Annotated in this window: 25 protein-coding genes; 2 read left to right on the forward strand and 23 right to left on the reverse strand. The window is 41.8% G+C overall.

Annotated features, from left to right (window positions below; all coding sequences use genetic code 11):
* The first annotated feature begins 69 nt into the window (after positions 1-69).
* Positions 70-1,632 (forward strand): ABC transporter substrate-binding protein/permease, encoded by a 1,563-nt coding sequence (locus D8802_RS08225; RefSeq protein ID WP_125395486.1) that lies wholly within the window; start codon positions 70-72, stop codon positions 1,630-1,632.
* Positions 1,632-2,372: an amino acid ABC transporter ATP-binding protein gene (locus D8802_RS08230; RefSeq protein ID WP_125395487.1), complete on the forward strand. Its 741-nt coding sequence runs from the start codon at positions 1,632-1,634 to the stop codon at positions 2,370-2,372. The genes D8802_RS08225 and D8802_RS08230 overlap by 1 nt, the downstream gene beginning before the upstream one ends.
* A 93-nt stretch (positions 2,373-2,465) precedes the next feature.
* Here D8802_RS08230 and D8802_RS08235 read toward each other — a convergent pair whose 3' ends face one another.
* From D8802_RS08235 to D8802_RS08350, 23 genes are all read right to left on the reverse strand, one after another.
* Positions 2,466-2,681 (reverse strand): capsule biosynthesis transcriptional regulator, encoded by a 216-nt coding sequence (locus D8802_RS08235; RefSeq protein ID WP_001130035.1) that lies wholly within the window; start codon positions 2,679-2,681, stop codon positions 2,466-2,468.
* A gap of 100 nt (positions 2,682-2,781) precedes the next feature.
* Positions 2,782-3,678, reverse strand: coding sequence for an SPFH domain-containing protein (locus D8802_RS08240; RefSeq protein WP_061454016.1), 897 nt, complete (start codon positions 3,676-3,678; stop codon positions 2,782-2,784).
* A 77-nt stretch (positions 3,679-3,755) separates the two neighbouring features.
* Positions 3,756-5,006, reverse strand: a complete 1,251-nt coding sequence (gene ilvA / locus D8802_RS08245) for a threonine ammonia-lyase IlvA (protein ID WP_125395488.1) — start codon at positions 5,004-5,006, stop codon at positions 3,756-3,758.
* Positions 5,007-5,084: 78 nt separating this feature from the next.
* On the reverse strand, positions 5,085-6,107 hold the full coding sequence (gene ilvC / locus D8802_RS08250; RefSeq protein ID WP_000290685.1) for a ketol-acid reductoisomerase: 1,023 nt from the start codon (positions 6,105-6,107) through the stop codon (positions 5,085-5,087).
* 90 nt (positions 6,108-6,197) lie between these two features.
* The gene (ilvN, locus tag D8802_RS08255) at positions 6,198-6,674 is read right to left on the reverse strand and encodes an acetolactate synthase small subunit (RefSeq protein WP_033689401.1); all 477 of its coding nucleotides are present in this window, start codon (positions 6,672-6,674) and stop codon (positions 6,198-6,200) included.
* Entirely contained in the window at positions 6,667-8,367 is a 1,701-nt protein-coding gene (locus tag D8802_RS08260; protein WP_125395489.1) for an acetolactate synthase large subunit, read from the reverse strand. The genes ilvN and D8802_RS08260 overlap by 8 nt, the downstream gene beginning before the upstream one ends.
* A 323-nt stretch (positions 8,368-8,690) precedes the next feature.
* The gene (fusA, locus tag D8802_RS08265) at positions 8,691-10,772 is read right to left on the reverse strand and encodes an elongation factor G (protein ID WP_125395490.1); all 2,082 of its coding nucleotides are present in this window, start codon (positions 10,770-10,772) and stop codon (positions 8,691-8,693) included.
* 384 nt (positions 10,773-11,156) lie between these two features.
* Complete coding sequence (gene rpsG, locus D8802_RS08270; RefSeq protein ID WP_000087873.1) at positions 11,157-11,627, reverse strand: 30S ribosomal protein S7; 471 nt, start codon at positions 11,625-11,627, stop codon at positions 11,157-11,159.
* 19 nt (positions 11,628-11,646) lie between these two features.
* On the reverse strand, positions 11,647-12,060 hold the full coding sequence (rpsL, locus tag D8802_RS08275; RefSeq protein WP_001142332.1) for a 30S ribosomal protein S12: 414 nt from the start codon (positions 12,058-12,060) through the stop codon (positions 11,647-11,649).
* Between the two features lie 318 nt (positions 12,061-12,378).
* Positions 12,379-12,978 carry a response regulator transcription factor gene (locus D8802_RS08285; protein WP_000772064.1) on the reverse strand — a complete coding sequence of 200 codons (600 nt, stop codon included), beginning with the start codon at positions 12,976-12,978 and terminating at the stop codon, positions 12,379-12,381.
* A gap of 1 nt (position 12,979) precedes the next feature.
* On the reverse strand, positions 12,980-14,077 hold the full coding sequence (locus D8802_RS08290) for a sensor histidine kinase (protein WP_125395491.1): 1,098 nt from the start codon (positions 14,075-14,077) through the stop codon (positions 12,980-12,982).
* A gap of 4 nt (positions 14,078-14,081) precedes the next feature.
* Positions 14,082-14,816, reverse strand: coding sequence for an ABC transporter permease (locus D8802_RS08295; protein WP_125395492.1), 735 nt, complete (start codon positions 14,814-14,816; stop codon positions 14,082-14,084).
* Between the two features lie 12 nt (positions 14,817-14,828).
* Positions 14,829-15,704, reverse strand: coding sequence for an ABC transporter ATP-binding protein (locus D8802_RS08300; protein ID WP_125395493.1), 876 nt, complete (start codon positions 15,702-15,704; stop codon positions 14,829-14,831).
* Entirely contained in the window at positions 15,691-15,885 is a 195-nt protein-coding gene (locus D8802_RS08305) for a hypothetical protein (RefSeq protein WP_000750983.1), read from the reverse strand. The genes D8802_RS08300 and D8802_RS08305 overlap by 14 nt, the downstream gene beginning before the upstream one ends.
* The gene (locus D8802_RS08310) at positions 15,882-16,088 is read right to left on the reverse strand and encodes a hypothetical protein (protein WP_185758220.1); all 207 of its coding nucleotides are present in this window, start codon (positions 16,086-16,088) and stop codon (positions 15,882-15,884) included. Before D8802_RS08310 ends, D8802_RS08305 begins: the two co-directional genes overlap by 4 nt.
* Positions 16,089-16,343: 255 nt before the next feature.
* Positions 16,344-16,895, reverse strand: coding sequence for an SP0191 family lipoprotein (locus tag D8802_RS08315; RefSeq protein ID WP_125395495.1), 552 nt, complete (start codon positions 16,893-16,895; stop codon positions 16,344-16,346).
* 7 nt (positions 16,896-16,902) lie between these two features.
* Complete coding sequence (locus D8802_RS08320) at positions 16,903-18,570, reverse strand: DAK2 domain-containing protein (RefSeq protein ID WP_125395496.1); 1,668 nt, start codon at positions 18,568-18,570, stop codon at positions 16,903-16,905.
* Positions 18,571-18,572: 2 nt separating this feature from the next.
* A complete protein-coding gene (locus D8802_RS08325; RefSeq protein WP_000216441.1) occupies positions 18,573-18,938 on the reverse strand; it encodes an Asp23/Gls24 family envelope stress response protein in 366 nt (121 codons plus the stop codon).
* Between the two features lie 153 nt (positions 18,939-19,091).
* On the reverse strand, positions 19,092-19,280 hold the full coding sequence (gene rpmB, locus D8802_RS08330; protein WP_001140948.1) for a 50S ribosomal protein L28: 189 nt from the start codon (positions 19,278-19,280) through the stop codon (positions 19,092-19,094).
* 105 nt (positions 19,281-19,385) lie between these two features.
* A complete protein-coding gene (locus D8802_RS08335; RefSeq protein ID WP_125395497.1) occupies positions 19,386-20,060 on the reverse strand; it encodes a LiaF transmembrane domain-containing protein in 675 nt (224 codons plus the stop codon).
* Positions 20,061-20,065: 5 nt separating this feature from the next.
* Positions 20,066-20,512 carry a LytTR family DNA-binding domain-containing protein gene (locus D8802_RS08340; protein ID WP_000776588.1) on the reverse strand — a complete coding sequence of 149 codons (447 nt, stop codon included), beginning with the start codon at positions 20,510-20,512 and terminating at the stop codon, positions 20,066-20,068.
* 113 nt (positions 20,513-20,625) lie between these two features.
* Complete coding sequence (locus D8802_RS08345) at positions 20,626-21,129, reverse strand: phosphatase PAP2 family protein (RefSeq protein WP_125395498.1); 504 nt, start codon at positions 21,127-21,129, stop codon at positions 20,626-20,628.
* Positions 21,126-21,488 (reverse strand): DUF2200 domain-containing protein, encoded by a 363-nt coding sequence (locus D8802_RS08350; RefSeq protein ID WP_125395499.1) that lies wholly within the window; start codon positions 21,486-21,488, stop codon positions 21,126-21,128. Before D8802_RS08350 ends, D8802_RS08345 begins: the two co-directional genes overlap by 4 nt.
* Positions 21,489-21,543 lie beyond the last annotated feature (55 nt).

The following is a 21,543-nucleotide window of genomic DNA, read 5'->3' on the forward strand; positions in this document are numbered from 1 at the left end:
TATTGAAAATCTCACTATTTTTCGATACAATAGAGAGAAGTCATTTTTAGACTAGAAATAGGAGAAAACATGAAAAAATTATGCTTATCTATCCTTGCTAGCCTAGTCCTTACACTGGGATTAGTTAGCCAGGTCCAAGCTGACGAATATTTACGCATCGGGATGGAGGCAGCTTACGCTCCCTTCAACTGGACCCAAGACGATGATAGTAACGGGGCTGTCAAAATTGACGGTACCAACCAATATGCCAATGGCTACGATGTCCAAATCGCTAAAAAGATTGCCAAAGACCTAGGCAAGGAACCTTTGGTCGTTAAAACCAAGTGGGAAGGACTTGTTCCAGCCCTTACTTCTGGCAAAATCGATATGATCATTGCAGGTATGAGCCCAACGGCTGAACGCAAACAAGAAATTGCCTTTTCAAGCAGTTACTATACCAGTGAACCTGTTCTATTGGTCAAAAAGGACTCTACCTATGCCAACGCCAAATCTTTAAACGACTTTAGCGGAGCAAAAATCACGTCTCAACAAGGCGTTTACCTTTATGACTTGATTTCCCAAATCCCTGGTGCCAAGAAAGAAACAGCCATGGGGGATTTTGCTCAGATGCGCCAAGCACTTGAAGCAGGTGTTATCGATGCCTATGTTTCAGAACGCCCTGAAGCCCTGACCGCTGAATCCGCCAACTCCAAATTCAAGATGGTCCAGCTTGACAAAGGCTTTGAAACTGGAGAAGAAGACACAGCTATTGCCATTGGTCTTCGCAAGGACGATAGTCGCATCAGCCAAATCAATGCCAGCATCGAAACCATTTCTAAGGACGAACAAGTAGCTCTCATGGATCGGATGATCAAAGAGCAACCAGTGGAGGCGACAACAACTGAGGAAGAAAGTAGCTTCTTTAGTCAAGTCGCTAAAATTCTTTCCGAAAACTGGCAACAACTCCTGCGCGGTGCTGGTATCACACTCTTAATCTCCATTATCGGAACCATTACAGGTCTTATTATCGGGCTTGCAATCGGAGTCTTCCGTACAGCCCCTCTATCTGAAAACAAGGCCATCTATGGCTTGCAAAAACTACTTGGCTGGATCCTTAATGTCTATATTGAGATTTTCCGTGGTACACCGATGATTGTTCAATCTATGGTTATCTACTATGGAACTGCCCAAGCCTTCGGTATCAACCTTGACCGCACACTGGCTGCTATCTTTATCGTCTCAATCAATACGGGTGCCTACATGACAGAAATCGTTCGTGGTGGTATTCTAGCAGTTGACAAGGGACAGTTTGAAGCCGCAACGGCTCTTGGTATGACCCATAATCAGACCATGCGCAAGGTTGTCCTCCCTCAGGTTGTTCGCAATATCTTACCTGCTACTGGTAATGAGTTTGTCATCAATATCAAAGATACCTCTGTACTGAATGTTATCTCTGTGGTAGAACTCTACTTCTCTGGTAATACTGTGGCCACCCAAACTTATCAATACTTCCAGACATTTACAATCATCGCCGTGATTTACTTTGTCCTCACCTTCACAGTGACCCGTATTCTACGCTTCATCGAAAGACGCATGGACATGGATACTTACACTACAGGTGCTAATCAAATGCAAACGGAGGACTTGAAATAATGACACAACCAATCCTTGAAATCAAACACCTAAAAAAATCCTATGGACAAAACGAAGTCTTAAAAGACATCTCTCTGTCAGTCTACAAAGGAGAGGTTATCTCCATCATCGGGAGCTCAGGAAGCGGAAAATCAACCTTCCTACGTTCTATCAATCTACTTGAAACACCTACTGAGGGGGAAATTCTCTACCGAGGAGAAAACGTCCTTGCAAAAGGCTATGACCTTACTCACTATCGTGAAAAGCTCGGAATGGTTTTTCAATCCTTCAATCTCTTTGAAAACCTCGATGTTCTCGAAAATACGATCGTCGCCCAAACGACTGTCCTTAAACGAGAACGCTCTGAAGCTGAAAAAATTGCCAAAGAAAATCTTGAAAAAGTTGGCATGGGAGAACGCTATTGGCAAGCCAAACCAAAACAACTCTCTGGTGGCCAGAAGCAACGTGTGGCCATCGCACGCGCCCTCTCCATGAATCCTGACGCCATCCTTTTCGACGAACCAACATCTGCCCTTGACCCAGAAATGGTCGGTGAAGTCCTTAAAATCATGCAAGACCTGGCTCAAGAAGGCCTGACTATGATCGTCGTCACCCACGAAATGGAGTTCGCCCGCGATGTCTCACACCGTGTCATCTTTATGGATAAGGGTGTCATTGCCGAAGAAGGCAAGCCAGAAGACCTCTTCACGAACCCTAAAGAAGAACGAACGCGAGAATTTCTTCAGCGCTATCTCAAATAACAAACAAAGACTGCATAAAATATGTAGTCTTTTTACTAACTCTTTTCAAAACAAAAGGCAGATCCACTTTAAGAATCTGCCTGTAAGCCTAGTTTAATCTTCAAATTTTTCATGATTTTTGTCATAAAAATCAATCAAGCCTAGGGCTGTTTCAAATGAAATATTTTTCACTTTTGCACGACCTTGTGCCAAAGCAATAATTGACATTTCACGCGCATTTGTTTCCTTAGAGATACGGTAACCTGTGATTTTCTTATCACGAACCCAGCCAACAACTGATTCTACTTTTTCAAAGTTTGATTTAGCCATGTTCTTCTCCTATTTTGTTCTTTACGATACTGAAATATATCCATTCTTTTAGGATTATCCAAAAAACATCTACTTATTGAAAACAAATAATGAATTGCTATTACTTAGCTTTTAAAGCTGACAATATGCTTGTTCGTATATCTTCAACCCCATCAGGATTTGCTGGTAGGAAGATGGTGTTATTACCCTTATTGTCTGCGAAATTATTCAAAGTATCCAAATACTGATTTGTTAATAGAATAGACATAATCTGGGCTTCCGTGAGTTCAACATTGGCTCCTTTTAATTCTTGAATAGAATCAGCAAGTCCGTCAACAATAGCCTTACGCTGTTCTGCAATCCCTACCCCGTGTAGGCGATCTTTTTCTGCCTCTGCTTCTGCTGCGGTCACAATCTTAATCTTATCTGCTTCTGCAAGTTCTTGCGCAGCGACTCTCTTACGTTGGGCAGCATTGATTTCATTCATTGATTGTTTAACTTCAGCGTCAGGCTCAACCTTCGTAATCAGTGTTTTTACAATGATGTAACCATATGTAGACATTTCTTCTGCTACTTGCTTTTGAACTTCTAATGCAATTTCATCTTTTTTCTCAAATAGTTCATCCAAGGTCAATTTAGGTACGGACGAACGCAAGGCATCCTCAATATAGGATTTGATTTGAGCTTCTGGTCTCATTAGTTTATAGTAAGCATCTGTGACATTGTTCTCATTCACTCGATACTGAGTCGCCACATTCATGGTCACAAAGACGTTATCCTGCGTTTTTGTTTCCACGACAATCTCACTTTGCAATAGACGCAACTGCACCCTGGCCGCAATTCTATCAATTCCAAAAGGTGCTCGTACATGAATACCACTATTACTCAACTTTTGGTATTTACCAAAACGCTCGATAATAGCGACAGACTGCTGCCTTACAACATATACAGAGCTGATAATAATCATTGATGCAATCAGCACTAGAAAAAATAGAACAAGTAAAACATGTAAAACCATGGGAATCTCCCCCTTTCGTCACCATCATTATAGCACCATCATATTCATTATGCAAATAATATGATAGCAAATTTATTTTAGACTAGCATATTATACAAGGTCTCATTTCCGTTCAGATTGATATAAGATGGGTCAAACTTCTCCATTCGATGAATCAAGCCAGCATAATCATGCTTATCAGCAAGAGCAATCCCAATCAAGACTGGCCCTGTCCCCTTGCTGGCCCGTTTGATATACTCAAAACGAGTGATATCATCATGTGGTCCCAAGATATCATTTACAAACTCTCGAAGAGCCCCTGGACGTTGTGGGAAATTGACTACAAAGTAATGCTTGATACCATCGTAAATCAAGGCACGCTCTTCCATTTCTGGCATACGGTTAATATCGTTATTTCCCCCAGAAATGATACAGCAAATTGTCTTGCCTTTGATATAGTCTGATAGAACTTCCAAGGCTGCAATGCTGGCCGCTCCAGCAGGTTCGGCGACAATTCCTTGCTTAGAATAAAGATCAATCAAGGTCTCCGAAATCAAACCCTCATCTACTCCAATAAGAGTTTCAACATTCTGACGAGTTGCTTCATAAGTCAACTGCCCAACTTTCTGCACAGCTATTCCATCAGCAAATTTGTCAATTTCTTTGAGTTTAACTGGTCCTCCAGCCTCAAAGGCAGCTTTCATCGAACGGGCACCATTGGCTTCTACACCAATTACTTCGATAGCGGGATTGGTTTCTTTGATATAGGTCGAAACCCCTGCAATCAGTCCGCCACCACCTACCGGAACTAGTACTGTATCAAAATCAATAGACTCTTTACGGGCTTCTTCAAGAATTTCGTAGGCCACAGTCCCTTGACCAGCTTGAACATGGATATCATCAAAAGGATCAATGAAGGTACGGTTTTCTGACAACGTAAACTCTTGCGCTGCCTTAGCAGAAGCATCAAAGGTATCCCCAACCAACTTGATTGTCACAAACTCTCCACCGAAAAAGCGAACCTGCCCAATCTTTTGTTGCGGTGTTGTGATGGGCATAAAGATCGTTGCAGGAATCTTCATCTCCTTACAAGTATAGGCGACACCTTGGGCATGATTTCCCGCAGAGGCACAGACTACACCACGCTCACGTTCTTCTTTTGACAGTTGAGAAATGGCATAATAAGCTCCGCGAATTTTAAAAGAGCGAACTCTTTGCGCATTCTCCTTTTTCAGATAGATCTTAGCTCCATACTTTTCTGATAAATAATGATCATATTCCAGTGGTGTATTGACTACTACACCACTCAATACTTTGTGGGCTTTCACCACGTCTTTTGCACTTAGCATTGTCTCCTCCTCAAATACTGTTCAAGATAAAAGACGAGTTAGGTACCCCCAACTCGCCTTCTGTTTTTATTCTAAGAATTAGTTATAGATTTTGAAAGCATCGTCATCGTTTTTACCAACGAAAGGCATTGCTTTACGTAATTCAGCACCAACTTTTTCAATTTCAAGATTAGCTGCTTGTTCACGGTAAGCAGTGAGTTTTGGACGACCAGCCTTGTAGTCATTTACAAAGTCATTTGCAAATGTACCATTTTGGATGTCTGCCAAAACAGCTTTCATGTTTTCTTTAACTTGCTCAGTAATCACACGTGGGCCTGATACATAGTCACCGTACTCAGCAGTATTTGAAATAGATTGACGCATTTTCTTGAATCCACCTTCATAAATCAAGTCAACGATCAATTTCATTTCATGAAGAACTTCAAAGTAAGCCAATTCTGGGGCATAGCCTGCTTCTGTCAAGACTTCAAATCCTGCTTCGATAAGGGCAGTCAAACCACCACAAAGTACGGCTTGTTCACCAAACAAATCTTCTTCAGTTTCTTCTTTATAAGTTGTTTCAAGCAAACCAACACGAGCTGCCCCAACACCTTTACACCAGTCCATAGCAATGTTTTTAGCATTTCCTGTTGCATCTTGGTAAACTGCGTAAAGAGCTGGCACACCAAATCCTTCTTCGTAAGTACGACGTACCAAGTGTCCTGGTCCTTTAGGAGCACACATGAACACATCTACATCTGCAGGAACTTTGATAAATTCAAAATGGATATTGAAACCATGAGCAAATCCAACTGCATTTCCAGCTTCCAAGTTTGGAGCGATTTCTGCTTCATACAATTCTTGTTGGATTTCGTCTGGCGCCAAAATCATGATAACGTCAGCCAATTTAGTTGCTTCTGCTACTGTGTAAGTATCAAATCCATCTTCTTTTGCTTTGTCAAAAGATTTACCTGGACGCACACCGATGATGACATCACGACCTGAATCACGCAAGTTTTGCGCATGCGCATGTCCTTGTGAACCATAACCGATTACGGCGATTTTTTTACCGTCAAGCGCTGCTACTTTAACATCTTTTTCGTATTCCATTTGAACTGCCATAGTTTTTCTCTCTTTTCTATTTTTATTGCCTTTTAGGCTGGTTTAACAAATTTAAGTTATTTTTTTATACCCAATGAAAATCAAAGAGCATTAGTCGCGGGTAAATCCAGTTGCTCCCGTACGAGCAATATTCCTAATTCCATAAGGACGGATTACTCGCAAGAGTGCCTCACTCTTCTCAGCATTTCCAGTCATCTGAATCGTAATCGAGCTTGGAGCCACATCCACCACCGTTGCACGGAATGGTTGAATAATAGCCAAGATTTCTGCACGCTTTTCAGCAGGCGCAGACACCTTCACCAAGATAACTTCTCTTTCCAAGTGAGGTTTATCTGTAATATCCCGAATGCGAATCACATCGATCTGGCGGTTGAGTTGCTTGATGATTTGCTCGACCTCATCATGAGAAGCTACATCAATGATGATGGTAATCCGTGAAACGTTTGGATCCTCTGTCGCACCAACTGAGATACTCTCAATGTTGACCTGACGACGAGAAAGGACACCTGTAAAGCGATTGAGGACTCCTGAACGATTTTGTAGTTTTGCCGTTAACATTCTACGCATGGAACTTCACCCCCAACATCTCATGATTGCTCTTACCAGCTGGTACCATCGGTAAGACCTGTTCCTTACGAGAAATATCCACCTCGATAAACATCGGCACATCCTCCAGAATAGCCTCTAGATCTTTTTCTATCGTCTCTGGATTATCAAACTTGTAGTTTTTGATTCCGTAAGCCTGTGCCATCAGCTGGAAGTCAGGAAGAGCGTCAAAGACCGACTCTGAAGTTCTACCTTCATAGAAGGATTCCTGCCACTGACGAACCATTCCTAGTGAGTGGTTATTCAGCATCACGACCTTAATGGGTACCTTGTAGATGTTTAGGATGGCTAGTTCTTGGTTGGTCATTTGGAAACCACCATCACCGACAAAAAGAACCACTTCTTTTTCTGGATTGGCAATCTTGGCTCCTATAGCTGCAGGAACTCCGAATCCCATGGTCCCCAAGCCACCAGATGTGACTAATTGACGTTCATTCTGATATGGATAATACTGGGCTGTCCACATTTGGTGTTGGCCAACGTCAGTAACGACAATAGCATCTCCATTCGTCAACTCACCGATGCGTTCAATAACGGCCTGTGGTTGAACCACGCGTTCTTTCTTATCATAAGAACGAACTCGATTCTTGTCCTTGGTAACTTTTTCAATCCACTTTTCAGTATTGTTATGAACAGTTGGTTCTGCCAGTAGCATCTGCAAGGCTTTCTTAGCATCCCCCACTACAGGAATATCTGCACTGATAATCTTACCAATTTCTGCTGGGTCAACGTCGATATGGGCAACCTTAGCATTTTTAGCAAAAGTCTTAGGATTCCCCGTCAAGCGGTCATCGAAACGGCAACCAATACTAATCATAAAGTCTGCTTCAGTCATTGCAATGTTGGCTGCGAAAGACCCGTGCATGCCTCCCATCCCTAGGAAGAGCGGATGACTTGTTGCAATGGTACCTTGCCCCAAAAGACTAGTGACTACTGGAATTTGGTAACGTTCAGCAAATTCATTGAGCTCCTTAGAAGCTTCCGCATAGCTGATACCACCGCCTGCTAGCAAAACAGGTTTCTTGGCTTTTGACAATTGCTTCAAAATTTTCTTGATTTGCATGTCATTCGGATCAAGCGTCGGTTGGTAACTTGGTAAATTCACCTCTGGTGAATAGATGAAATCTGTCTCTAGAGCTGATACATCCTTTGGCAAGTCAATCACAACAGGACCTGGACGACCTGTCGTTGCGATATGCACGGCTTCCGTAATGATACGGGGAATATCTGCTGTCTCACGAACTTGGTAATTGTATTTGGTAATGGGCATGGTAATCCCCACGATGTCTGCCTCCTGAAAAGCATCCTTCCCAATTCCAGCTCGCGCAACCTGACCTGTAAAGACCAAAAGGGGAACGCTATCGCTCATGGCATCTGCAATCCCTGTAATGGCATTTGTCGCTCCCGGTCCACTCGTGACGACGGCAACGCCCAACTTTCCAGTTGATTTGGCATATCCTTCAGCTTCGTGCAAACAACCTTGCTCATGGCGTCCTAAGATGTGGCGAATACCTTTAAAATTGTATATCGCATCATACAAAGGTAAGACTGCACCACCAGGATAACCAAATATGGTATCAATTCCTAAATCACGAAGTGTTTCCAAAACTAGATCCGACCCCGTCTTAGGAGAGTCTAAACTGATTTTCTCCATTGTTCCCCTTTCTCTTCTCTTAAAAATAGCTTGTTACTATCATACCATTTTTTCAAAAATTTTCAAGACAAAAGAATCAATTTTCTGAATTTTCTATCTAAGAGTGTATTTATGAATTTTTTTCTAATTTTTATTAACAATTTAAACAAAATCGGATTCTTTATTAACTTTCATTTATTAACTTTCTCTATTTTCTTCGATAAGAGACTTTCTAAAATCCTGACTAGACTTCTTTCATTTGGCAAATCTAGACATACAAGATGGTTAAGATAGGCATAAAAAAAGGAAGCCACTAAGTGACTTCCTTTTAGAGCGAGGACTGATTAGTCTTCACCTTTGTTCTTCTTAATGATTTCTTCTTGTACTGACTTAGGTACATCTTCATAGTGGTCGAATACCATCATGAATGTACCACGTCCTTGAGATGCAGAACGAAGAACTGTTGCATAACCGAACATTTCAGCAAGTGGAACGTAAGCACGAACGATTTGGCTGTTACCGTGAGCTTCCATACCATCTACACGTCCACGACGAGCAGTTACATGACCCATAACATCACCAAGATTTTCTTCTGGAACAGTGATAGTTACAAGCATCATTGGTTCAAGGATAGCTGGTTGTGCAGTCTTAGCAGCTTCTTTAAGAGCAAGTGAAGCCGCGATCTTGAAGGCAGTTTCAGATGAGTCGACATCGTGGTATGAACCATCGTAAAGCTTAGCTTTAACGTCAACCATTGGGTAACCAGCAAGAACACCGTTAGCCATAGATTCTACCAAACCTTTTTCAACCGCTGGGATAAATTCACGAGGAACCACACCACCGACGATTGCGTTTTCGAATTCGAATCCTTTTCCTTCTTCGTTTGGAGTAAATTCAATCCATACATCACCGAATTGACCTTTACCACCAGACTGACGTTTGAAGAATCCACGTGCTTGAGTAGAAGCGCGGAATGTTTCACGGTAAGATACTTGAGGAGCACCTACGTTCGCTTCAACTTTGAACTCACGACGCATACGGTCAACAAGGACGTCAAGGTGAAGCTCACCCATACCTGAGATAACTGTTTCACCAGTTTCAACGTTTGTTTCAACGCGGAATGTTGGATCTTCTTCAGCCAATTTTTGAAGGGCAATACCCATCTTGTCTTGGTCAGCTTTAGATTTTGGCTCAACCATCAATTGGATAACTGGTTCTGGAACGTTGATTGACTCAAGGATGATTTTAGCTTTTTCATCTGTCAATGAGTCACCAGTTGTAGTATCTTTCAAACCAACGGCAGCAGCGATATCACCTGAGTAAACAGTGTCAATTTCTTGACGGCTGTTAGCGTGCATTTGAAGGATACGTCCGATACGTTCACGTTTACCTTTAGAAGTGTTCAATACATAAGAACCTGATTGAAGAACACCTGAGTATACACGGAAGAATGTCAAACGACCTACGAATGGGTCAGTCATAATCTTGAAGGCAAGAGCTGCAAATGGCTCTTCATCAGATGCTGGACGAGTTTCTTCTTCGTCTGTATCTGGGTTGATACCCTTGATTGCTGGGATATCAAGTGGGCTTGGAAGGTAGTCAATAACCGCATCAAGCATCAATTGAACACCTTTGTTCTTGAAGGCAGAACCACACAATACTGGGAAGAATTCAACGTTGATAGTCGCTTTACGGATACCAGCTTTCAATTCTTCGTTAGTGATTTCTTCACCTTCGAGGTATTTCATCATCAATTCTTCGTCAGTCTCAGCAACTGCTTCGATCAATTTTTCACGGTATTCTTGTGCTTGTTCAAGATATTCAGCTGGAATATCCTCTTCAAGGATATCTGTACCAAGGTCGTTGGTATAGATCTCAGCTTTCATCTTGATCAAGTCGATGATACCGCGGAAGTCATCTTCAGAACCGATTGGCAATTGGATTGGGTGTGCGTTTGCTTGAAGACGGTCGTGAAGTGTGCTTACTGAGTAAAGGAAGTCAGCACCGATTTTGTCCATTTTGTTAGCAAATACGATACGTGGAACTCCGTACTCAGTTGCTTGACGCCAAACTGTTTCAGTTTGAGGCTCAACACCTGATTGTGAGTCAAGAACAGTAACCGCACCGTCCAATACACGAAGAGAACGTTGTACTTCGATTGTGAAGTCCACGTGTCCTGGTGTGTCGATGATGTTTACGCGGTGGTTGTTCCATTGAGCTGTTGTCGCAGCAGATGTGATAGTGATACCACGTTCTTGCTCTTGCTCCATCCAGTCCATTTGTGACGCACCTTCGTGAGTTTCACCGATTTTGTGGATTTTACCAGTGTAGTAAAGAATACGCTCAGTAGTTGTTGTTTTACCGGCATCGACGTGAGCCATGATACCGATATTACGAGTTTTTTCAAGTGAAAATTCGCGTGCCATGAGGTTTATTTCTCCTATTTATTTTAATTTCTATTCTATTATAACACGATTTTAATAAAAACGGATAGGCAGGACCTACCCGTTCTCAATGTTTTCATGTTATGTGTTGGCTTCAACTTGTAGACAAGTTGAATTGAACTCGGGCTAAAGTTAGCTAGCCGATTTGAGCCGGAACGGGATGCTGTGTGAAAAAGATAAACTTCCTTGTATTCGTCGAATACTGCGTTAGTTTCCTATTTTTACCTTGCATCCTTACCGTTCCTAGCATCATAATTGAACTCGGGCTAAAAGCTCGGAAAATAGATAAGCTTTCCTAGAATCTTTGATTCTGCGTCAAGCTTCCTAATTTTCAGTCGCTTTTTTAACGCCCTTAGTATCTTATTCTTACCAACGGAAGTGTGCGAAGGCACGGTTAGCTTCAGCCATACGGTGAGTGTCTTCACGTTTCTTAACAGCTGCACCAGTGTTGTTAGCAGCGTCCAAGATTTCTTTTGCAAGACGGTCTTGCATTGTGTGTTCACCACGAAGGCGAGCGATTGTTACCAACCAACGAAGTCCAAGTGTTGTACGACGTTCTGGACGAACTTCAACTGGGACTTGGTAGTTAGATCCACCAACACGACGTGCACGTACTTCAAGTACAGGCATGATGTTTTCCATAGCTGTTTCAAATACTTCAAGTGCATCGTTGCCAGTAGCTTCTTTGATTTGCTCAAAAGCACCGTAAACGATTGAAGCAGCTGTACCACGTTTACCGTCAAGCATAACGCGGTTGATAAGACGAGTAACTAGTTGTGAATTGTAAAGCGGATCTGGCAATACGTCACGTTTTGGAGCTCTATTTTTACGACTCATTTCTCTTTATCCCCTTTCCTTATGCTTTTGGACGTTTAGTACCGTATTTAGAACGGCCTTGTTTACGATCGTTAACACCTGCAGTATCAAGTGCACCACGGACGATATGGTAACGTACCCCTGGAAGGTCTTTTACACGTCCACCGCGAAGAAGCACCACGCTGTGCTCTTGCAAGTTGTGTCCGATACCTGGGATGTAGGCAGTAACTTCGATAAGGTTGCTCAAACGTACACGAGCGAATTTACGAAGGGCAGAGTTAGGTTTTTTAGGTGTCATTGTTCCAACACGAGTTGCAACACCACGTTTTTGTGGTGAAGAAACGTTTGTTTGAACTTTTTTATGACTGTTGTAACCAACGTTCAAAGCTGGTGATTTAGATTTTTCTACTTTTGATTTACGCGGTTTGCGAACCAATTGGTTAATTGTAGGCATCTACATTCTCCTGTGTTTTTTTATTTTTGGTGATGATACACTTGGTGACAGCTACCATCTGTGTGTACTTTTGCAACATTTGTCAGCACGTCCCTGTACACTTTTGAGAGACCAAAAGTAAAAAGTACCGTCTATTATTGTAACACAATTTTTCCTTCATTGTCAAGATATTTTTCATTTTTATTCTGATCTTTTAACTCTTTGACACTAGCTTTCACCGCTTTTCTAAACCAGAAAAGGAGGCGATTTACCTCCTCCTTTCTAGTATGGATTTCCTTTGATTCAAGTTATCGTTTCGGAATTTTTTAACCCTTCTTATCAAAGCCAACCAGATTCTTTTGCAATGTTGGCTGCCTCTGTTCGATTACCAGCATCTAGTTTCGAAAGAATATTGGTGACATAGTTTCGGACGGTTCCATTTGATAGATAAAGCTGGTCTGCAATCTCTTGATTGGATAAGCCCTGAGCAATTCCCTTTAAGACAGCGATTTCTTGCTCTGTTAACGGGTTAGGATGCGTCATCACCACTTCCATCAATTCAGGCGAATATTCCTTGCGTCCTTCGAGAACAGTGTGCAAGGTTTGCATGAGGTCTGCAATGCTTCTTTCTTTCAAGACATAAGCATCCACTCCAGCCTTGACCGCACGTTCAAAATATCCGGGACGTTTGAAGGTCGTCACCACAACCACCTTTGTTTCTAGCTTTTCTGCTCGTATCCACTCCAAGACTTCGAGGCCTGTCTTAACAGGCATTTCTACGTCAAGAATGGCGATATCTATAGACTCCTTTTCTAAGAGTTGGATTGCTTCTTGGCCATCCTTGGCTTGTAGGACAGACTCTACATCTGGTTGAAAGGTAAGCAACTGGCACATAGCATCTCGCAACATACTTTGATCTTCTGCAACAAGTAATTTCATCTTAATTTCTCTCCTTATAAGGTAGCCGAACCTGCACTTCAGTCGGATGTTTCTGAATGATCACCTTTACTTCTCCTGAAAAAGGAAGGACACGGTCTCGAACGGTATGGAGTTCATCTCCTTTTAGTGAAGCAAAGCCACAGCCATCATCTCTCACTGTTAGGATGAGTTCTTTCTCAGTTCGTTCTAATTTCAAGTAAGCTTTCGATGCTTTAGCATGCTTGATGATGTTGGTCACTAACTCAAGCAAAATCATGGAGGCCGTTGATTCTAATTCCTGAGTTAGGCTAGCTGTATCTAGTTGGTGATTGATTTCCGTTTCAATTCCTGCAATTTCCAGCATTTTTTTAACAGTCGCAAACTCGGAAGCAAGGGTTCTTGTTTTAAGATTTTCGATAATTGTACGGACTTCATTCATGGATTCTTTACTGATTTGATGAATTTCTTTTAATTCTTTTTCCACTTGAGGATAGGCCTGCATTTGAAGAAGCTGGAGGGCAAGGTCCGTCTTCACACTCAACATGGCAAAGGTATGACCTAGGCTGTCATGGAGATCCTGACCGATACGACTGCGTTCGTTTTCAGCCAAGAAAAGATTGAGCTTGGCATTTTGTTTCATCTTTTCTTCTTTTATGTCCTCCGACAATCGAATTCGATAAAGACCAAAGGTCATTGCATCGGAAAAGATAAAGGTCACCAAGAAAAAGAGTAGCTGCCAGGGACTAACATGATTGACCATATAGATTCCGGTCAGAATAAATGGTTGCAGGACAATAAAACTGACAAAACGCCAAGAGTGAAAAGAAATCTCATCCAGCTCATAAATAAGGAGATTGGATAAATAAAAGATAAACCATGTGAAACCTGAACTTAGCCAAACAGATGTATAAAAAATGTAGACAAGCATGGACCACCATGCTAGCCACTGCACGGTGCGGTTTTGACTTAATAAAATCGAATAAAAGGCTAGGACAAATAATAATGTCCATAACAAGGTTAAAAGCGGGTACTCTCCAACGATAACACCCGCTATAGGAAAGATGATAAACACTGTTGAAATATGAAACATATAATGAGTGTTTTTTAGTTTTTCCAACATAGATTTATTTTACCTCGATCCGTTTTTTCAGTTGGATTACCAATACACCAAAGAAAACTGTATAGCCTAGCACAACCAAGGCAGAAAGAATATTAAATTCATGGTGTTCCAAATAAGTAGAGACGACCTGCATCAGTTGATAGGTTGGAGTCAGCTTTCCAATAGATTGGAGCCATTCTGGGAAGGAATCCAAGGGGAACCACAGTCCACCTAGAACAGCCAAAGCAATATAGGCAATATTTCCAACAACCGTCATCAGTTGAGCACTGGGTAGCAAGCTCACCAAGACCCCCATGCTGATAAAGACCACGCTTCCGATCAGCAAAATAGCACCAATTACCATCCAGTCAAGCCAAGGCAGAGTCACTCCACGGACAAAATGACCAACTGAAAAGACAACTGTAATTGATAACAAGAAAGTCAGTAGGGTACTGAACAGTTTTGATACATAATATTCTACCATAGATACGGGAGAATGTTGAATCAATTTTTGCCAGTTGTTTGTCTTATCAGGCTCGAGTGTGCTTGGGATACTGAAAAAAGCACTTGACATGATACTAAAGAGCGTCATGGCAAAAAGATAGGCTTGAAGAGCAATTTCTGGAATGTCTGATCCTGACATCATACCAGAAAAGATAAGGTAAAACACACTTGGAAGTCCGATGGATAGCAAGTAGTAGACTGCTTGCCGTTTCATCAGAATGATTTCCACTTTCATGAGACTTGTCATATTTTTCATCGTCAATCTCCTTTAGTCTTGAGTCGTTTCGAAGATACTGTCTAAGAGAGTTCGATTGCGAACTTCAATTTCTTCGATCATGCAGCCCTGTTCTTGCAAGACTTTCCATACCTGGCTGGCTTCTTTGGTTGTGAAGGAAAGAGCATTTTGCTTGATTTCAAGCCCTTGAATCTGGTCCAAAGTGCTGATAACTTCCTGATAAGTTAGTGGTACCGTAAAATGTTTTTCTTGTTCTTCACCACGCATAGCATAAGGCGTCGTATCACGAATCAATTCTCCCTTGTGGAGAACCAAAATGCGGTCAGCCGTATGCTCCACCTCTTCGATATAGTGAGAAGAATAGACAATGGTCACACCATTTTTCTTTAATCGATCGACAATTTCCCAAAAATGCTGACGTGTCGAGGTATCCATGGCAGCAGTTGGTTCGTCTAAAAATAGAATTTTCGGACGACCTATTAAAGCCAACACGAAAGAGAACAAGCGTTTTTGCCCACCAGACAACTTGCCCGCTAGCTGATTTTTCTGCTTATCTGAGAATCTTAACAAGTCATCAATTTCTTTGTCTGAGAGACTGTCGGGATAAAGTGACTTGAAAAATGATAGAAGTTCTTTCACTTTCAAGCTTTGAACAACTGCATTTTCTTGGGGCAAGACAGAAATAAGCTGCTTTAATCGAGGATCTGTTGGTGCAAATCCTTGAATGGCTATCTGACCTGAGCTCATGAACTTGTCGCCCAAGAGGCAATCAATCAAGGTTGTTTTTCCTGCTCCGTTAGGCCCGATCAAGGCGACACATTCACCATCGTTGATTTCAAAGGAGATGTTCCGCAAAATCTCCTTGTCTTTTATTTTCTTACTCAATTTCTCAACTTTAATCACAGTCATGAGATTCTCCTTTCAACCACTCCATTCCCATAGGGAAAACGACAAAAATCATAAATCCAAAACCCCAAGCACCACGAATGAATTGGCGAAGCAAGGTTTGATCAAACCAACCAGTAAACATTTCCACTAACCATACCAAGAGTGACAGACCGATAAAGAGATAGATGATTGTCTTTTTCATTCCTCAAACTCCTTTTTCACATCTCTGACTAATTTTAAACCTTCTCTGACAAGCCAAGACAGCATTCCAAAGCCAGCAAATAGCTCCCAAGGAAAATGATAGAAACCCTCGTCCAATCCTGAAAACATGAGATAGGTCATAACTCCTGCTGCTACTAAACTCACTGCGACAATCATTTTATTTTTCATTTCTTCTTCCTCCAGTTTCTACTTCAATTATAGTCTTTTGAAGTTAGCGGAGCTAGATGCTTCTGTCACCAGGAAATATGACAAATGTCATAAAAAGAGGCGGTGGGATAGATATCCCTATACCAAGCATCAATTTCCTAGTCCCTAGGTCCCGTGAATAAGATTAGAAACCGTTTGAAGTCTAAAAAAGCCTGATCTTCGTTCGTTGCTCGTACAAAGGATTCTTACAAATAAAAAGAGGGCAGGATTTTTCGTCCTAGCCTCTTTCGTTTATTCTTCTTTGAATCCTTGTAATTTTAAACCAGCAATCAGAGCGTTTGGCTTCTTAAAGTCTTCTATACTATCCTCAAGTGGTTCAAAGAAATAAGTCTTTTTAACTCTATCCATATCTGCTTTTTCAAGGTCAAGATCGATAACTATTCTCACCTTCTTATTATCGGCGATAAAATATTCAACCTTAACACCAGGTTCGTCCTTGATTTCAATATACTCTGGAGAGCTTTCCATAACTTCGCGAAAGGCTGCTTGAAATTCTTCCGGAGTAATTTCTGCAGGGATCTCCTCTCCCATTTCTCCCAACATATCCATCTTGTATCGTTTTACAACATCCGTATAAACAAAAGTCATGGTTACATCAAATTCGTTCATCTTTCCTTTAAGGACTTTGGTCGTTTCCTTGATTTCTTCTTTTACCTGACTGGCCTGACTAGATGAATCAACCGAACTTGCTGTACTACTTGACTCTGTTGTTGCGGTGTTGGTTTGACCACAGCCAGCAAGAGCAAGTAACGCTACAAAAATCAATCCTAAAACTTTCTTCATAAATCTCCTACTCCACACTGAAAAGATATGGATATACAGGTTGTTGACCTTGGTGAATCTCAACTTCGACATCTTCAAATTCTTCTGCGATTTCTTGGGCAATTTCATTGGCAAGTTCTTCGCTTCCGTCTTCACCGACATAGAAAGTCACGATTTCACTATCTTCGTCCAACATATGTTTCAAAGTTTCAGTCAAGGTTTGGTGCATGTCAGGGTTTGACACAAGGATTTTGCCATCTACCATACCAAGATTGTCATTTTCATGAATTTCCAAGCCATCGATAGTTGTGTCGCGAACGGCAGTCGTTACACTACCGCTGATGACATCGCCAAGAGCTGCAGTCATACGTTCTTTATTTTCTTCGATAGACTTGCTTGGGTCAAAGGCAAGGAGGCTCGTCAAACCTTGAGGAATTGTACGCGCTTCTACCACAACAGCAGGTTGTTCAAGTACTTCAGCCGCAGATTGAGCTGCCATAAAGATATTTTTGTTGTTTGGCAAGAAGATGATGTTACGAGCATTAACTTGCTCAACAGCCTTGATAAAGTCCTCTGTTGAAGGGTTCATCGTCTGCCCGCCTTCGATGACATAATCCACACCTTGGGCACGGAAGATATCTGCCAATCCTTGACCAGCTACTACTGCGATAAGGGCATATTCCTTCTCCTCAGCTGGCTTGCTGACTTGTGCTGCTTCTTTTTCAACTTGTGCTTCGTGTTGGTTGCGCATGTTGTCCACTTTAACCTTGACCAAGCTACCATATTTAAGCCCTTCTTGCATGACAAGACCTGGATCTTCTGTATGGACGTGAACTTTGACAATTTCATCATCGTTGACAACAAGGAGCGAGTCCCCAAGTTCATTCAAGTAGTTACGAAATTCATCATAGTCAAAGTCCTTAGAATAAGTTGGACCTTGTTTGAGAGCAACCATGATCTCCGTACAGTAACCGAAGGTAATATCCTCAGTTGCCACATGCCCTGCTACAGACTTGTGGTGCTCTGCATTGATCATTTCACTCATGTTGGCAGGGGTCGCTACAAAGTCCTCAGAAGCGCTGTATTCACCAGTGAGTGCTGAAAGGAAACCTTCATAGATGAAGACCAAACCTTGACCGCCTGAGTCTACCACACCAACTTCCTTAAGAACTGGAAGCATTTCCGGTGTCTTAGCTAGAGCTCTCTTAGCACCTTCCAAGGCTGCACGCATGACCTCAACAGCATCATCTGTCTCCTCGGCTTTTTTCTTAGCCCCGATAGCCGCTCCACGAGAAACTGTCAAAATAGTTCCCTCAACTGGTTTCATAACTGCTTTATAAGCTACTTCGACACCAGATTGGAAAGCAAGAGCCAAGTCTTGACCTGTTAATTCGTCTTTTTCCTTAATAGCTTGGAAAAATCCACGGAAGAGCTGCGAAGTGATAACCCCTGAGTTTCCACGCGCACCCATCAAGAGCCCCTTAGCAAGAATGCTCGCCACTTCTCCAACTGTAGAAGCTGGCTTGTCTGCTACTTCTTTAGCACCATTTTCGATGGTCATTCCCATGTTTGTCCCAGTATCTCCATCTGGAACTGGAAAGACGTTTAATGAATTGACATATTCAGCTTGCTTATTCAAACGAGTTGATGCAGCCTGCACCATTTCTTGAAATAAGCTGGTAGTAATTTTTGACACGATTATTCTCCTACAACTTTGATATTTTGAATGTAGACATTCACAGTCTGAGCAGTGATTCCTAGTTGGTTTTCCAAACTAAAACGAACACGCTCTTGGATGTTTTTTGAGACTTCACTAATTTTTGTTCCGTAGCTCAAGACGGTATAAACATCAACTGCAATGCTGCCATCTTCGGCTGCCTTCACGACAACACCTTTTGCATAATTTTCCTTACCAAGAAGGGCTTGGAAATTATCTTTGAGGGTATTTTTGCTAGCCATACCGACCACACCAAAAATCTCAGTTGCTGCACCACCTACAACGGTTGCAATCACTTCATCTGTCAGTTCGATTTGACCATCTTTTGTATTAATTTTTACAGTCATTTTTTTTTACCTCAACTAGTTGATACTCTATTTTATCATATTTCATCCCAAGTGTAAAAGCAGAATGCTGTATCGGCAGATATTTACTCTATTTTTCAAATGGTTTTATCTATAGAGCAAAAGAAAAAGACCCAAGCGGCCTTTTCATTTTTATTAAACGCGTTCAACTTTACCTGATTTCAAAGCACGAGCTGAAGCCCAAACTTTTTTAGGTTTACCATCGATAAGAACAGTAACTTTTTGAAGGTTTGGTTTTACGGCACGTTTTGTTTGGTTCATCGCGTGTGAACGGTTGTTTCCTGATACAGTCTTACGACCTGTAAAGTAACATACTTTAGCCATTGTGTTTTCCTCCTATTAGATCTAATATAGCGGATGTGCTAGCACCACATACCGTACTATGTTATCACACTTTCTTGAATTTATCAAGAGAATTAAAATATTTTTTTATTTGACGTAAACAACTCCAAGTTTACCAAAAGCGACTTCCCCACGGATAATTAAGGTTTTGTTTGTTGGTGCTACAGGAGCGTCTGCCTTGGCTGCACCAAAGGAGGTTTCTACTTTCAAATCGACACGCCAGTGTTGTGGAACATAGACAGTTGCATTACCAAAGGCCACTTCGATATTTAAAGTCGCGAAATCACCTAATATCTCTGCATTATCATAATAGATTTTAGCATCGCCAAAAGCGACTTCCACTTGGTCGGCTACAAGATCTTGATCCTGCTTATAGAAGGTTCCACTACCAAAAGCGACTTCCTTATCCGTTATGACTGTTCGCTCACCACTGTACCACCATTTTTTCCCATACCAAAACTTACTTGAGTGAGTGAGATAGCCAACACCTAGCACTGCTAGGATACTAGCCCAAAACAAAGACTGGTTTGGAATGGGCAAAATGTGATAAAAATGATTTGCAATCATTAAGGCTACTAGAGCCGTAAAAACTGCCGATGTCAGGTGACGACGAAGCAAAGCCTCAACTGACTGGTAGGCAAAAAAGACGATACCAAGCAAAGGCCATATTTTGCCATCCAAAGAAGGAATACCAAAATTCCCTTGCAGCAAAATCCAGGCCGCTAGAACCAATAAAACAATACCAAATGCTTTCTTTTTCATGTCTTTTACCTCATGTTTCTAAGATTTTCTTTTAGGAGGGATTGGTAATGTCGTGAGACATGAACCTCCTTGTGGGTCTGATAAAAGGAAATGGTGCCAGTCCCTGAAAAGGACTTGTCCACTGAGTAAATCTGACGGATGTTTGCGATAGTTGACTTGGATACTCGAATAAAATAACGAGGCAAAATGGACTCCAACTCATAAAGTTTGAGACGAACTTCATAGGCTTCCTTCTGGTTATGAGCGTAGATCTTGCTCCCTTCTGTTTCAAAGAAGAGAATTTCTGACAGGTCTAGATAATATTCACCTGTCCCCTTGTAAAAAGTCAACCTCGGAGCCTTTGACTCTTGCAAAAGTCGTTGCAAGTCTGCAATTTCATCTGTCAAAGTGGGTGTCTTGATGACAATTTCAGTCTCCTCTAAATTGCCGTCAATCTCAATTCGTAACTTCATCACATCTCCTTTCTGACTCTACTATATCAAAGCTAAGTTAGGAATACAAGGGCAAAAAAGCAAGTGGTCAATTTGAAGCAGTAAGTGGTTGTAGGGTCGGCTTAACTTACATGTCAGAATAGGAAGAAAAGGAATCCCCACAACAGACCACAAGCATAGCCAACCAAGACATCCTTGGGATAATGAACACCCCCTAAAACCCTCACCAAGCCCAGCAAAACTGAAAAGAGCAAGCATATCAATCCAACAGGTAGACTAGCATGCAGACAGGCCATGGAGATGATGGTTGCAGAAAAGACATGGCGACTAGGCATAGACTGTCCCGAACTATCCTTATCAAGCAAGGGATGGATGTCCCAAGTTTCATAAGGGCGCGGGTGGTTGATTTTCTTACGAAAAAGAGACAAAATCACAAAACCTGATGCAGGAATAAGCACATAAACCCCAACTTGCTGCCCCAGTCCTAGCTGCAGGTAAGCAGTGATTAGCAAGGTCAGGTAGACCATGGGCATGGCGACTGTCATCAAGCGATTGAAACTGCGTAACAGAAATAAAAGAGTGGGATGGCTGGTGAGCCTGGAGCTGATGTTTTGATACCATTCTTGATAATTTTTCATTTATGCTTCTCATATTTTTCTAGAACTTGTTTAGATGTTTTCCCCTTGGCAAGCCAATCCACTAGTTTGTCCAACCGACGTATTTCCTGCATCAGAGGGTCATCAATTTCCTCAATACGGACACCGCAAATCTTCCCTGTAATCGCAATTCGTTCAGGGACATAATAAGGTGCTTGGCGAAAAAAATCTCCGTAGGTAACATCCCTATCCAGACAAGCAAGAACGTCACTCACTTCATACCCTGTCAACCAACTGGTCATTTGGTGAACTGACTCTGCCTTTCCACCCTTTCGCTCAACTTTTGCAATCAAGGCTGAGTAGACAGCAGCAAATTTCATATTGTATAATTTCTGACTCATACTTCTCTCTTTCTATGTGTACTAGTATAAATAAGAAAAAGAAGGCCGTCAAGCC

Origin of the sequence: Streptococcus oralis, assembly GCF_003943395.1 — a bacterium.
Taxonomy (GTDB): domain Bacteria; phylum Bacillota; class Bacilli; order Lactobacillales; family Streptococcaceae; genus Streptococcus; species Streptococcus oralis_BF.